Origin of the sequence: Lentzea terrae (assembly GCF_003265345.1) — a bacterium.
GTDB classification, from domain to species: Bacteria; Actinomycetota; Actinomycetes; order Mycobacteriales; family Pseudonocardiaceae; genus Lentzea; species Lentzea terrae.
The window spans coordinates 1-14,104 of the sequence record NZ_QFWW01000022.1 but is presented as its reverse complement, the minus strand read 5'-3'; the positions used below and the strand labels follow the sequence as shown (position 1 = coordinate 14,104).

The window sequence follows — 14,104 nt, the reverse complement described above, 5'->3', positions numbered from 1 at the left end:
CGCGCGAGCGTGAACTGGCTCTTCGTGGTGGCAGGGGAGGGCCAGTCAGCAGGAACGTCCCCGTACTCGGAGGTCCACCCCGGCGGCCTGCGCAGATCGTTGAGGTCGCCGGCGTAGTCCGCCGGGAAGACGATCTTCGGTCCGGCGTTGGCGTCGTTGAACGCGCCGAGCGCGCAGTTGTAGTCGGCGAGCGCCTGCACCTGCTGCCACTGCAGCTTCGTCGCGGCATCGTTGAAACCGTCCGCCGGTGCGACGCCTTCGGACAGCACCGTGCCCGCGGTCACCTGCTCCGGAGTGCACTTCGCAGGTGGCGGGTTGTTGAGGGTGTAGCCCTCGATCACGAGCTTGCCCGCGTACTTGGCGGCCAGGGAGTCGGTGACCCATGCCGGGGCGTCGGTGTGCGCCACGACCCGGTCACGCGTGCCGTCGTAGTAGACGCTCAGGTTGTAGGTGGTGCCGCCGTCGGGCTGCACCTGCGCGTTGACCGCGTCCTGGATCTCGTTGATGTGGGCGACGGTGAACAGCGGGCTCTTCACCTTGACCGGGTTGGGCCACTGCGTGGGCGTCTGCCCGAACTCGTTGCTCCAGCCGGGCGGGATGTTCAGGTTGTTGATGTCGCCGGGGTGGTCCGACGGAAAGATGATCTTCGGTCCGACGTTGGGGTCGTGGATCGCGGCGAGCGCGCCGTTGTAGGACGCGAGGGCCTGGAGCTGCTCCCACTCCTGTTCGGTCCCGGTGGCGACGGCGTTCACCTCGGACGTGGACAACGCCCGGTTGTAGACGCGGAAGTCCCGCATCCGGCCCCGGAAGCGCAGGTCCGATTCGTACAGCGACCGGCCGATGTAGTTCGCTGTCGTCGTCCCGCCGCCGATCGCTCCGGGGGCGATCGTCACGTTGGTGTTGCGAGCCTTCTCGATCCCGTTCTCGTAGAGGATGCCGGTGTTGCCCGTCTGCGTGTAGGTCACGTGCTTCCACATGCCGCGCGCCAGCTGGTAGGAGTAGCCGGGCCTGGTCTGCTGCTCGGCGGGGAAGTCGCTCATGGTGATGCCCGTGCGGAACTGGTCCGCGGTGGAGAACAGGTAGCCGTTGCCCTTACCGGTGCTGGCGTCGGTGTTGCCGAACCCGTACAGGAAGTAGGGCTTTCCCAGGTAGTGATCGACCCACACGTCGAACGAGACGGTGATCGAGCTGAGCCCGGCCATGATGTTGTTCGGGACCTTGATGTACGTGTCGTAGCCGTTGAATTCCAGCCCCTGGCCGCCGCCCCACTTCACGCCGCCGTTGACCGTGCCGTCACGGCCGTTGCCCGAGGAGTCGCGTGCGACCGTGCCCCACGCCTCGTCCAGCTTGTAGCGCAGCAGCAGGCCGCCGGTGATGTCGGCCTGCGCCGGTCCGGCAGTCGTCAGCGAGCCCGCGACCAGCGCCGCGGACATGACCGCGACGACACCGGCGAACAACCGCCGCCATGGTGGGGCGCCCGTGCGGACAGCCAACTGGCCCTGCCCGGCCGCTTCTCTTCTTCGCATTGATTTCCTTTCGCAAATGCGCGAACAGGCGTCGTGGACGACGACTGTCGAAGGAGCCGGCCGGGTGAAATCGGCGGCGGAAATGAGTTACAGCCGGGAGGCAGGCCGGAGGTCTTCAGGCGTCGACGCCGTGAAGCCGGCCCGGTCCGCCGTGCTGTGCGTCACGCTGGAAGGATTCAGCAGCGCGGCCCGCCGACGCCATGGGTACTTCTACCAACTGGAGCCGAGTTCTACGACGTGGGTACCTGGCTCTCCACCCACCAGGCCGCGATCTGGGCGCGCGACCGGAAACCGAGCTTGGCGAGGATGTTCTCGACGTGGCGGTCAGCGGTGCGCTGGGAGCGTCCCAGCGCCGACGCGACCTGCCGGTTGCTCAGCCCTCGCGCCACCAGCGCGGCCACCTCCTGCTCGCGGCGGGTCAGGGCACCGGACACCGCGGCGGGGGGCGCGGCCCGGTCGCCCACGGCGAGGTTGATCGCCTCGGCCGGAGTGCAGGCGTGGCCGGCGCCCTCGGACAACGCCCTGGCATAGGCGGCCGGGCCGATGGCCTGGGTGATCTCCTCCGCGCACCGCTGGTGATAGCCGGCCAGATGCGGGTGGAACGCGGAGATGTCCGTGCCGACGTCCCGCCAGAGAGCGCCCGCGGCACCCAGCAGCCGCCCGGCCCGCACCGGATCACTGCCGGAGGCCGTTGTCCACGCGAGGTGTTCCAGCATCAGCGCGACGGCGACGTAGTCGTTGAACCCCCGGATGCACTCCAGCCCGGTCTGGGACAGCGCCTTCGCCGCCTCGATGTCACCGTGCACCCACGCGTTGAAGCTCAACGCCACCAGCAGATGCGCCCGGCCCCAACGTTCCCCGTAGGCCTCGGCCGCGGCGGACGCCTGCGTACCCGTCTCCGCTGCGCGCGGGTCCCCCGCATAAACCTGGCCCTGGGCCAACGCGATCAGCCAGCCGGTCGCCTCACGCCCGTCGCCCAGCGCCCGGAAGATGGCCTCCGCCTCCTCGAAGAAGGGCACGGCCTCCCCGAGCTCGCCCTGGTACTGCGCCGCGACCCCGCGGAAGCCCAGCACGGAGGCGCGCACGGATTCCCACTCCGCCGCCCCGTCCGCCTGCTGCTCACGCACGGCGTCAGCCTCCTCGAGCCACTGGCCGGCTGTCGCGTGGTCGCCCTGCATCAACGCCACCCACGCGGCGTTGAACAGGGCCTTGGCACGGGTCAGGGTGGGCTCGGGTGCTGTCGCCAGCGCCCGTTCGAGCTGCTGACGGCCCTCGCCGAGGAATCCACCCGCGTACCAGTGGTAGCGCAGCGCCACCGCGAGCGCGAGCCTGACCTGGCAGTCGGCATCGCAGTCCAGCGCCACCAGCAGGTTGGGGTGTTCGAGCCGAAGCCTCGCCAGGGCCTCCACCTGACCGTGACCGAACCAGCGGTCGTCGTTGCCCGTGGCCAGGGCGAGGTAGAAGTCACGGTGCCGCAGCAGGAGCCGTTCCTCCTCACCGGACTCCGCGAGCCGCTCCCGCCCGTACTGCCAGAGCGTTTCCACCAGCCGGTAGCGCGGCCAGCCCTCGACCTCGGTCGGCACGACGACGGACTGGGCGACCAGCCGATCGAGCAGGTCCAGCACCTCGTGTTCCGCGATGCCGTCACCCGCGCAGACACATTCGACGGCGTCCAGGGCGAACGTGCCGACGAAGACCGACAGCCGGGTCCACAGCAGCCGCTCCGCGTCGGTGCACAGCTCCCAGCTCCAGTCGACCGTCGCGCGCAGCGTGCGCTGATGAGGCCTGGCAACCCGGGAACCGCTGGTGAGCAACGCAAACCTGTCCTCGAGCCGATCGGTCACCTGCTCGACCGTGAGGGTCTGCAGCCGGGAGGCGGCCAGCTCGATCGCCAGGGGAATCCCGTCGAGCTCGGCGCACAGCCGGGTGACCACCGCCCGGTTGGCGTCGGTGACCTGGAAGTCCGGGCGCACGGCGACTGTCCGCTCCTGCAGCAGCTCCGCCGCCTCCCCAGGTGCGAGAGGGGCCACGGCGATGATGTGCTCGCCCGTGAGGCCCAGCCGTTCTCGGCTCGTGGCGATGATGTGCAGTTCCGGAGCCGCGGACAACAGGGTGTGCGCCAGCTCCGCACAGGCGTCCACCACGTGCTCGCAGTTGTCCAGCACCATCAACGCCCGGCGCTCCGCCAGCAGAGCGGTGAGCTGCTCCGGCGCCGAATGGGCGTCACGCTCCGGCAGGCCCAGCGCGGCCGTGACCGCCCTGGCCACCGCCACCTCGTCCCGCGCCGGGGTCAGGTCCACCAGCCACGCCCCGCCAGGGAAGGCGTTCACCACGGCGCCGGCCGCCTGCAACGCCAGCCGGGTCTTGCCCACCCCGCCCATCCCGGTCAGCGTCAGCAGCCGCGTCGTGCCCAGGCGGCTGCGGATCTCCCTGATCTCGCGGGTTCTGCCCACGAAGGAACTGAGGGGCGTCGGCAGGCCCGCGGCCTGCGGTGCGACGACGGTCATGTGCCCGCTCCCGTCCACCGAGGGAACAGTCGATGCGTGATCACCGTGAACCGCCCCATGGCGGTGGGCCTCCCCGATCCCTCTGCAGGGACCATCCGCTGGCTACGCAGCGGGATTCTAGGTTTCCGACCGCCCAAGTGCACGCTCGCAGTCGCCCGAACGGCGCAACGCCTGCAGCCTCGTCGAGCTGACGCTCGGCCCGTTCCGCCCGCGCGTCCTCCATCGCGGCCAACGCCTGCCGCACCGCCGCAACCTGATCAGCGCCGTCCTGCCTGGCCTGCGCAAGCCGCGCGTCGAACTCACCTCGGGACCACTCCAACTCCGCGCGGGCGTCCACAGCGGCTTGCTCGGCCCGTTCCGCGCACACCAGCAGCTGTTCGTGTGGACATGCGCGACGAGTGGGGCACCCACCACACCGGCCACCTCCTCACCCCCGTGCTCGACGACCTGCCCGCCGACCAGCGAAAACTCCTCGAAGAACCGGAGGGGTGCCTGTCGGTGCCAGGCCCGTACCGCGTGGTGGCCCGCCCTGACCGCGCAGTCGTGCGCGGCCAGGATCAGGACGGCAACCCGATCGTCGTCGAGGGGAGGGGTTACTTCGCCCGCTGCCTGCACACGAGACCGACCACCTGCACGGCAGGCTCTACCTGGACCGCCTCACCCAGCGCGAACGCGAGTCCGCGCTGCGCGAGATGGCCGCCGCTCAGGACGAGGTCTTCGCCCGCCGCGCCGCCCGCAGCTCCTCGGCCGCCTCGTCCAGCTGACGCTCAGCGCGCTCGGCGCGGACCAACGTCTGAGCACGCGCGTCCTCCACCACCGCGAGTGTCTGCCGCACCGCCGCCAGTTGCTCCGCGCTCTCCTGCCTGACCTGCGCGAACCGCGCCTCGAACTCGCCGCGTGAGCGCTCGAGTTCGGCCCGCGCGTCGGCGGCGGCCTGTTCGGCGCGTTCGGCCCGCACGACCGCCTGGTCACGAGCCTTCGCGGCCCGGCTGACGGTCTCGGCGGCATCAGAACGTGCCCGTTCAGCAGCCTGAACGGCAGCCGCGGTCTCGGTTTTCGCCCGGTCCACCTCGGTCTTCGCCTCGACGCGGGCCCGCTCGACCTCGGCCGCGGCGGCAACGTTGGCCTGCTCGATCTGGGCTGCGGCTGCGGCGTTGGCCTGCTCGATCTCCTTCGCCGCCTGCCGCCGCGCCTGCTCGGCGTGCTTCACCGCGTCAGCCCGCGCCTGCTCCGCCGCCTCGACCGCTTCCCGCACCTTCGCGTCCGCCTCGGCCCGGATCTCCTCGATCACGGCCGCCGCCTGCACCCGCACCTCGGCGATCTCCGCCTCAGCCCGCTCAGCGGCAGCCCGCGCGGCCTCCCGAGCCTCATCCCGCTCGGTCAACGCCGTGTCCGCGGCCTCGTCGGCCTCCTCCGCCGCCCGCACCGCCTGCTCGATCATCTCCTCGGCGGCCTTGCGCGCCTGCTCGGCCTCGTGCCGCCGGCGTTCCGCCGCCGCCAGTTCCGCCTGAGCCTCCGCGACCCGCCGGGCAGCCTCCGCCTCCGCGGCCTGGATCTGACTCTCCGCGACGCTCGGGTCCGCCATCGCGTTCAGCTCGCTCACCGCCCGCCCGAGCGTCTGCGTCATCTGCTCCGACAGCACCCGGAAGCGGTCGAGGAGCTCTTCGGCCCTGATCTTGGCGGTACCGGAGACCCTCGGGAGATTCGTCACGGTGACGACCTCCAGGTTTTGCTCGGGCTCCGCGGCCAGCCGCTGCCGCTCCCGCCAGGCCCGCCACCGCGTGTGCTCGGGCAGGTCGCAGTACTCCGAGGGCCTGCCCGGCCCGCCACCTCGGAAAACGGGGCGCTCGCAGCCGGGGAAGTTACAGCTCGTCTCCACAGCGATATCGTAGCAGAATTACGTGTGCAGTTACGTTATATAACGCAACGCTACCCAATTAGGCACGGAAAATCTAACCCCCGATAAGTGAACGTTATCGGCGGTCAGAAATCCGGTGGAGCGCCCACGGAGAATGAGCCGGACCGACGTTGGGGGGATCCATGGGGATCGACTTCACCTACGACTTCTACGTGCAACGCCGGTCGCTTCCTGACCGCCGTCGCGGAACTGTGCGACCCGCAAAAGTCACGATGGACGAACGTGCTCCTCCCCGACGGCACGTCGGTGCGGCTCCCAGGCACCCGTGGTTTCGTCAGCGACAAAACGGTCGCCCTCGCAGACGAAGGGGATTTCGACCTGTCCCTCTGTTTCCCGGTGGACGAGCCGTTGCGGGCTTACCAGGACGAGACAGATCCCGCTGTGGGCCAAACCTGGCCGGACGGCAGCAGCAGGGTCATGGTGGGTTACATCTACCTCAGCATCGGGGACACCTACGCGCTCCTGCCAGACCACCTGAGGTTCAGCTTCATGCCGGCGGTCAACTCACAGAGCCAGCTGTTCCTGATGTCGCCGTCCATCCGGGAAACCTTCGCGACACTGGCCCTGTCGACCGGTGCGGCACTGTGCCTGCTCGACAGCGAAATGGCCGGCCCGCCGATCATCGTGACGGCGCTGGGGCAGCAGGTCTCCACCCGAGTGCCCGGCCCGTGCCTGCTGTGGACGCCCCGTGGCCACACCGCGGAGGCGTTCGAGGAGTTGTCGTTGTGGCTGGCCGGCCAGCCCCTGGGCCAGGCGAAACGGATCATCGGGCCGCAGCATCCGCAGTTCCAGGCCAACGTCGACGACCTCGCCGACTACTCGCGGATGCCACTGCACCGCTGGCTCGGCCCGTGATCAAGACCGGGAAGGGAGGTAAAGCCTGTACCCCCACAAACCGGACCTGCCCCGTCCGACGAAGCGGCGGTTTCCTGGAGTTCGACAGCAACGGCAACGTCGCCCCGTCGAGCCGCGTCCTGCCCGTGGCCCTGCCGCCGGACGCCGACCCGATCACGAAGATCTTCTTCGACTACTACCGCGCCGAGCGCGGCTTCCACCCGCGTTCGATCAACTCCACCACCGCGTGGACCGCGACCACGCCGACGATGTTCTTCGGCTTCCAGCAGTACACGAACCGCGACCTGCTGGTCGCCGGTGAGAACGCGCACTCCCGCTACTACTCCGAGGACGTCCGGGCGAAGGCCTCTGACGCCGTCGACCTGCTGATCGTCCCCGGTGCGGACCACGTCGACCTGTACGACCGCAAGGACCTCATCCCGTTCGACAAGCTCGACGAGTTCTTCACCAAGAACCTCGCCTGACGACTTCGCTGAAGCCCCGCCCCCGATCGGGGGCTTCAGTCTGCGCGCGGTACTTACAGGTGATCTACAGGTTCACAGGCCCAGCTTGCACGTCACTTAGAGACGACTTACAGGTGCGCTCCCCAAGCTTCTGGTTGTCAGCAGGAACAACAACCAGAAGGAAGACACCATGTCGCACGGAACCGGCTCGACCCTGCGCTCGATCCTCCTCGCCGCGGCCGTCGCGGGCGGCGCACTGCTCACCCCCGCCGCCACGGCCGTCGCGCAGGACGACTTCTCGATCATGCTCACCTGCGAGCAGGTACCGAACCACCGCAAGACCACCCGCGCCGAGATTCTCACCCGTGCGCAGAGCTGGATCACCGCCCGCGTCCCGTACAGCCAGTCGAACTGCTATCGCAACGCCTACGGCCAGTACCGCACCGACTGCTCCGGCTACGTCTCGATGGCGTGGGGCGCCCGGCACAGCTACACCACCCGCGACATCCACTACATCTCACACGAGATCCCCCGCGCCGACTTACAGCCCGGTGACGCGCTCAACGACGCTGGCTCGCACGTCGCGCTGTTCCTGCGGTGGGCCGACGCGGCCAGAACGCAGCCGGTGGTTCGCGAACAGGCCCGCCCCAACGGCTCGCCCACGGTCGAACGCACCTGGTCCGCGGCGACCGCGAGCAAGTACACCCCGATCCGGTACGACCACCTGGTCGACGCTCCGGCGCCGCCGACCAACCCGGCGGACCCGATGTACCACCAGATCCGCAACGCCGACGGCAGCTGGACCGGCTTCCGCCCGCTCTCCGGGTACGAGACCGAGCTGCCCGGCGACGCCAAGGACGTGGCCATCGCGACCATGGCGGACGGCACCGCGCACGCCGTGATCGTCGGCGCGGACGACCAGGTGTACCACCAGATCCGGTACCCCGACCGGTGGACCGGCTTCCAGCCGCTGGCGGGCAACGGCACCACCGCGCCGGCCAAGGGCAAGCGGGTCGCCGTGACCGGCATGGCCGACGGCCGCGCACAGGTGGTCATCGTGGGCTGGGACGACCGGGTGTACCACCAGGTCCGCAACGTCGACGGCTCCTGGAGCGGGTTCCAGCCGCTCAACGGCGCGGGCACGACCGTGGCGGCCGTCGGCAAGGACGTCGCGATCGACGCCCTGCCGGACGGCAGCTCGCACGTCGTGATCACCGGCGCCGATGACGTGGTCTACCACCGCATCCGCACCGACGCCGGCTGGAGCGAGTTCGGAGCGCTCGCGGGCAACGGCACCACCGCGCCGGCCAAGGGCAAGCGGGTCGCCGTGACCGGCATGGCCGACGGCCGCGCACAGGTCGTGATCGTGGGCTGGGACGACCGGGTGTACCACCAGGTCCGCAACGTCGACGGCTCCTGGAGCGGGTTCCAGCCGCTCAACGGCGCCGGCACCGCCGCTGCGGCCGTCGGCAAGGACGTCGCGATCGACGCCCACCCGGACGGCACCGCCCAGGTGCTGATCGTCGGCAGCGATGACGGCATCTACCACCGCATCCGCACCAGCAACGCGTGGACCGAGTTCCAGCCGGTGGCCGGTCAGGGCACCACCGCCGGTGCCAAGGGCAGCCAGGTCGCGATCTCCGCACACGACGACGGCAGCGCGCAGGTCGTGATCGTCGGCCACTGAGCCCTTCCCCGTGGGTGGTCCGCCGAGGCGGACCACCCACCCCTCACCGAGCACAGGAGATCGACCATGAAGTTCCCCGGAAGAGCCGGGCTCATCGGGATCGTGATCGCCGCCGCGCTGAGCACGCTCACCCCGTCAGCCCAGGCCGCGGACTACTGGGCCACCGCCGAACCGCGCGCCCGCGCCGTGAAGGCCGAGTACGACATCCCTGCGTCCGTCGCCGCCGCGCAGGCCGCACACGAGTCCGCCCGCGGCACCAGCCGGCTGGCCGCGGAGTTCAACAACCACTTCGGCATGAAGTGCGTGTCGGCGACCAACCCCGGCCCCATCGCCGTCGGCTGCCGCAGCCTCGCCACCGAGGAATGCCAGCCGACGTGCCAGCCGACCACCGCGTACTTCCGCGTCTACGCCACGATGACCGACTCGTTCCGCGACTACGGCCGGGTCCTGACCACGAGCTCCAACTACGCCCACGCGCTGCCCCACCGGCACGACCCGCGCGAGTTCATCCGCCAGGTCGCCCAGCGCTACGCGACCGACCCGAACTACGCGAACAAGATCATCGCGATGATGGACGCCAACAACCTGTACCGCTACGACGTCGGCGGCGCGACGCCGCACGCGCCCATGTACCACCAGATCCGCAACGCCGACGGCACCTGGACCGGCTTCCGTTCCCTGGCCGGGTACCAGACCACGTTGCCCGGCAACGCCAAGGACGTCGCGGTGGCCGCGATGGCAGACGGCACGGCGCAGGTGGTCGTCGTCGGCGCGGATGACGTGGTCTACCACCAGATCCGCTACCCGGACCGCTGGACCGGCTTCCAGCCCCTGGCCGGCAACGGCACGACCGCGCCCGCCAAGGCCAAGCGCGTCTCGATCGCGGGCATGGCGGACGGCACCGCCCAGGTCGTGATCGTGGGCTGGGACGACCGGGTGTACCACCAGATCCGCCACCCCGACCGGTGGACCGGTTTCCAGCCGGTGGCCGGTCAGGGCACCACCACCCCGGCCGTGGGCAAGGACGTGTCGATCGCGGCCATGCCCGACGGCAGCGCCCAGCTGGTCGTCGTCGGCGCGGATGACGTGGTCTACCACGAAATCCGTTACCCGGACCGGTGGACCGGCTTCCAACCCTTGGCCGGCAACGGCACCACCGCCCCGGCCAAGGGCAAGCGGGTCGCCGTCGCGGGCATGGCCGACGGCCGGTCGCAGGTGGTCATCGTCGGGTGGGACGACCGCGTGTACCACCAGGTTCGCGCCGCCGACGGTTCCTGGAGCGGGTTCCAGCCGCTCAACGGCGCGGGCACCACGCTCCCCGCGGCGGGCAAGGACGTCGCGATCGGCACCCACCCGGACGGCACCGCCCAGGTGCTGATCATCGGCAGCGACGACGGCATCTACCACCGCATCCGCACCAGCAACGCGTGGACCGAGTTCCAGACCGTCGCCGGCACCGACGGCACCCCGGCCAAGGGTTCCGGTGTGGCCATCTCCGGGCACGACGACAACAGCGCCCAAGTGGTGATCATGGGACGGTGACCATCTGAAGCCCGGCCCCGCGGGGCCGGGCTTCAGTGCACGCCGACCGACCGCAGCGTGGCCAGCACGAGCGCACGGGTGACCGTGACGACCTCGCTGACCCTGACCTGTTCCCGCGGCCCGTGGGCGAGCCGGACGTCGCCAGGCCCGTACTGCAGCGTGGGAATCCCCGCTCCCGAGTACAACCGCAGATCACTCCCGTAAGGAGCACCCCGCTCAGCAGGTCGCGCAGCACCGGTGACGTCGGCGTGCGCGTCTCCCACGAGGGCCGCGAGCGGGTGCCCTGCCGGCAACCGGCCACTGGCGAACTGGCCACCCGGCCACGTCACGGTGGCGGGATGCGCGCGCAGCCACGGATCCGCCGCGCACGCCGCAGCCACGCACTCCTCCAGCTCGGCCCGCGCCGCGGCGGGATCCTCGTCCAGCTGCACGCCCAGCCGCCCCTCGGCCACCAGCAGGTCGGGCACGCTGCTGGCCCAGTCACCGGCCTGAAGAGTGCCGACCGACAGCGGATACGGCACGGGGTAGGAGGACATCAGCGGATCGGCACCAGCGTTGCGATGCGCCTCCAACTCGGCGAGCGCCTGGTGCACCGGCAGGTACGCGTCGATGGCGCTCACCCCGGCGTACCTGGTGCTGCCGTGCGTCGCGCGGCCGGGCACCTCGATGCGGAACGTCAGCGCACCGGCGTTGGCCGTCATGAGCGCGCCGCTGGTCGGTTCGGTGATGATGCAGGCGTCGCCGGTGTGGCCGCGTTCGAGGGTGCCGAACGCGCCCAGCCCGCCGTCCTCCTCGCTGACGACGAAGTGCGCGGACACCCTGCCGCGCAGATTCACCGCGCGGATCGCGGCGAGCGCGGCCAGGATCGCCACCACGCCGGCCTTCATGTCGCAGGCGCCGCGCGCGTGCACCACGTCTCCGGTCACGTGCGGGCGGAACGGGTCGCCGTGCCACTGCGCGAGGTCACCGGGCGGGACGACGTCGACGTGGCCCTGCAGGATCAGCGTCGGCCCGTCGACCGGCGGCGTGCTGCCGACCAGGCCCCATGCCTCCGTGCGCGGGGCCTCGCTGCCCGGAAAACCTGGGTGGGCGCGCAGTTCGGGCAGGTTCATCGACCACAGGTCGACGTCGAGGTCCAGCTGTTCCAGGTGCCTGGCGAGCAGGTGTTGCAGCTCGGACTCCGCGGCGCTGCCCGTCACGCTCGGAACCTCGAGCAGTTCCAGCAGCAGCCGGCCGATCGCCGCCTCGTCCACCGCGGCCAACGCCGCCGCCTCGACCTCGTTCATCGTCACGGCCAGGAGACTAGGGTCGGCCGCGCGATGCAAACAATCGTCATTTGCGGCGACCAATGCAGCATTTTTTGCAAAGAATCGGCAGTGGTGGCAGATTTTGGTGCCATGGACGACATCGACGAGGCGATCATTCAGTGCGTCGTGCGCAACGCCAGGGCCACCTACGCCGAGATCGGCAAGGCGGCCGGGTTGTCGCCGTCCGCCGCCAAGAGACGCCTGGACCGCCTGGTCGCGACCGGGGCGATCCGCGGCTTCACGGCACTGGTCGACCCGCAGGCGCTGGCCTGGCACACCGAGGCGTTCGTGGAGGTCTACTGCGCGGGCAACCCCACCCCGGCCGAGCTGCGTCAGGCGCTGGACGGCATCCCCGAGGTCATCGAGGCGTGCACGGTCTCCGGCGGCGCCGACGCGATGATCTACATGCTGGCCAGGGACATCCCGCACCTGGAGCAGGCCATCCAACGCGTCCGCGCCACCGCTCCGGTCCAGCGGACCGAGAGCGCGATCGTGCTCTCCCGGCTGCTGAGCCGGCCGCGGGTCTAGCGACGTGCCACCGGGAAGTCGAAGTAGGTGTCCGGGTACGGCTCACCGTTCAACGTGAAGTGCCACCACTCCTCGGCGAGGTTGCGGAACCCGGCGCCGATCATCGCCGACTTGAGCCGCTGCCGGTTCTCCCGCGCCTTGCCCGTCACCCGCGGGTCGTCGGTGTGCGAGAGCGTGTCGAAGCAGTCGTACCCGGTCGCCATGTCGACGGTGTTGTCGGGGAACCGGTTGGGCGCGTAGCAGTTCACCAGCCGCTCCCCCGGCACGTACGGCCGCTGGTACCGCGGAGGCAGCTTGACGATCGTCAGGTCGACCGTCGACCCGCGGCTGTGCCCGGACTTCTCCGCGATGTAGCCGTCCTCGAACAGCCGCGTCTTGTCGACCTGCGGGTAGAACTCGGTCTTCATCCGCTGGTCGGCCAAATCCCGTGCCCACCGCACGAAGTGGTCGACCGCGCGCTGCGGGCGGTAGCAGTCGTAGACCTTGAGCGAGTAGCCCTGCGCGAGCATCTGCCGCTGCACTGCCCGCAACTTCAGCGCCGCGGGCCTTGTCAGGATGCACAGCGGCGCCTGGTAGCCGTCGATGCGGGTGCCCACGAAGTTGTGGTCGGTGTAGTAGCGGATGTCGTGCAGGATCGTCGGGTCGACGTCGCGCAGCACCACGAACTTGCTCGAGGCCTGGGCGGGCAGCGCGAACGACACGGTCAGCAGCACGGAGATCAGCAGGGCGCGCATGTCGCTCATCCAAGCAGTGCGCCGGCCACCGCCCCAGTGTGAAGACCGATCAGCGGAACAGGTTTCCCTGGATTTTCCCCGGCGATCTACTCCCCGAGCCGTTCGAGGTCAACCGACTGATGAACGCGTCATCCGATCCAGCGATCTGTCCACACGGGCACGACGACCCGGTCGAACTGCTGTCCACTGCGGATCGGCGCGAAAACCGCAGCTCCGCAGGTGTTTGCCACGAGGCTGCGGCTGCGCGTGGCAGTCCCGTGTAGACGATCCACCCGATTGCCCGAGTAACGAAACTCACCTTGAAATTGATAGCCCGAGCATCTATTGATCGGGCCAGGCACGCCCTGGTTCAGTGACGCCGCTAGATCACCCCGAATCAGGAGACGCACATCATGCGCGTACGAACAATTGCTGCGGCAACTTTCACTCTGCTCCTCGCACTCGCCCCGGCCGCGCAGGCGGACGTTCCGCCAGCTGGTGAGATCACCTGTCACGGCGACACCGCCAGCGTCACGTTCAGCCCCGGAGTCGGCCTCCTCGAGACGAAACAGACGCTCGGCGGTAGAGCCGACAGTGCCGACTGCCAGCCGCTCAACGCGGACTCCAAGGTCAAGTCCGCCAGTGTCGCGCTGACGGGGTCCAGCAGGGCGTCGTGCGCGCTGCCGTCGACCTTCAACGTCCGCAACGAGAAGCTGGCCGGCACCATCACCTGGCACACGACCGACAACCAGACGGCGACCAGCCAGTTCAGCGTCACCCCCGACACCGCCGACCGCGTCGACATCAACGGCCAGGGCATGGTCGTCGAGGGCCGGATCACCAGCGGCTACGAGACGGGCAAGAAGGTCGCCTTCTCGACGACGTGGAACCGGCAAGGGCTGCTCAGCGATCTGCTGAAATGCGCGACGTTCAGCTTCAGGTCCGTCCAGGGCGAACTGGTCACGCTGCACGTCTTCCCGTGAGCGGGTGCGCTAGACGGTATGACCTGACCGCTTGATGTGGAGTGGTTGCGGGCCGGGGCCCCGCTCACGCTTGTTCGTGGGTTGCCGGGCAGGAG

11 protein-coding genes and 1 pseudogene are annotated in these 14,104 nt (G+C 69.8%); 7 read left to right on the top strand and 5 right to left on the bottom strand.

Going from position 1 to position 14,104, the window contains the following annotated elements; genetic code table 11:
• Together DI276_RS26965 and DI276_RS26960 are read right to left on the bottom strand one after the other, a co-directional pair.
• The coding region (locus DI276_RS26965) for a LamG domain-containing protein (protein ID WP_198680932.1) at nt 1–1,526 on the bottom strand (1,526 nt) is incomplete at its 3' end.
• Between the two features lie 230 nt (nt 1,527–1,756).
• Entirely contained in the window at nt 1,757–4,033 is a 2,277-nt protein-coding gene (locus tag DI276_RS26960; RefSeq protein WP_112268317.1) for an ATP-binding protein, read from the bottom strand.
• 57 nt (nt 4,034–4,090) lie between these two features.
• On the opposite strand from DI276_RS26960, the pseudogene DI276_RS53280 reads away from it, so the two are divergent.
• Nucleotides 4,091–4,585 (top strand): annotated as a pseudogene (locus tag DI276_RS53280) (hypothetical protein); the annotation flags it as partial.
• Between the two features lie 151 nt (nt 4,586–4,736).
• On the opposite strand, the gene DI276_RS26950 reads toward DI276_RS53280, so the two are convergent.
• Nucleotides 4,737–5,912: a hypothetical protein gene (locus DI276_RS26950; protein WP_112268315.1), complete on the bottom strand. Its 1,176-nt coding sequence runs from the start codon at nt 5,910–5,912 to the stop codon at nt 4,737–4,739.
• A gap of 261 nt (nt 5,913–6,173) precedes the next feature.
• Between DI276_RS26950 and DI276_RS26945 the strand changes: the two genes are divergently transcribed.
• The 4 genes from DI276_RS26945 to DI276_RS26930 all read left to right on the top strand — a co-directional run bounded on the left by DI276_RS26945 (nt 6,174) and on the right by DI276_RS26930 (nt 10,478).
• Complete coding sequence (locus tag DI276_RS26945) at nt 6,174–6,806, top strand: hypothetical protein (protein ID WP_112268313.1); 633 nt, start codon at nt 6,174–6,176, stop codon at nt 6,804–6,806.
• Nucleotides 6,807–6,931: 125 nt separating this feature from the next.
• Nucleotides 6,932–7,270: an alpha/beta hydrolase gene (locus DI276_RS26940; protein ID WP_112268311.1), complete on the top strand. Its 339-nt coding sequence runs from the start codon at nt 6,932–6,934 to the stop codon at nt 7,268–7,270.
• 169 nt (nt 7,271–7,439) lie between these two features.
• The gene (locus DI276_RS26935; RefSeq protein WP_112268309.1) at nt 7,440–8,936 is read left to right on the top strand and encodes a hypothetical protein; all 1,497 of its coding nucleotides are present in this window, start codon (nt 7,440–7,442) and stop codon (nt 8,934–8,936) included.
• A 66-nt stretch (nt 8,937–9,002) separates the two neighbouring features.
• Nucleotides 9,003–10,478, top strand: a complete 1,476-nt coding sequence (locus DI276_RS26930) for a glucosaminidase domain-containing protein (protein ID WP_112268307.1) — start codon at nt 9,003–9,005, stop codon at nt 10,476–10,478.
• Between the two features lie 32 nt (nt 10,479–10,510).
• On the opposite strand, the gene DI276_RS26925 is transcribed toward DI276_RS26930, so the two are convergent.
• Nucleotides 10,511–11,764, bottom strand: coding sequence for an ArgE/DapE family deacylase (locus tag DI276_RS26925; protein WP_112268542.1), 1,254 nt, complete (start codon nt 11,762–11,764; stop codon nt 10,511–10,513).
• Between the two features lie 111 nt (nt 11,765–11,875).
• Here DI276_RS26925 and DI276_RS26920 point away from each other — a divergent pair, with 111 nt between their 5' ends.
• Nucleotides 11,876–12,313 carry an Lrp/AsnC family transcriptional regulator gene (locus DI276_RS26920; RefSeq protein WP_112268305.1) on the top strand — a complete coding sequence of 146 codons (438 nt, stop codon included), beginning with the start codon at nt 11,876–11,878 and terminating at the stop codon, nt 12,311–12,313.
• Here the strand turns inward: DI276_RS26920 and DI276_RS26915 are convergent.
• A complete protein-coding gene (locus DI276_RS26915) occupies nt 12,310–13,047 on the bottom strand; it encodes a M15 family metallopeptidase (protein ID WP_232836965.1) in 738 nt (245 codons plus the stop codon). The genes DI276_RS26920 and DI276_RS26915 overlap by 4 nt on opposite strands.
• A gap of 392 nt (nt 13,048–13,439) precedes the next feature.
• Between DI276_RS26915 and DI276_RS26905 the strand changes: the two genes are divergently transcribed.
• Nucleotides 13,440–14,009 (top strand): hypothetical protein, encoded by a 570-nt coding sequence (locus DI276_RS26905; protein ID WP_112268301.1) that lies wholly within the window; start codon nt 13,440–13,442, stop codon nt 14,007–14,009.
• Nucleotides 14,010–14,104 lie beyond the last annotated feature (95 nt).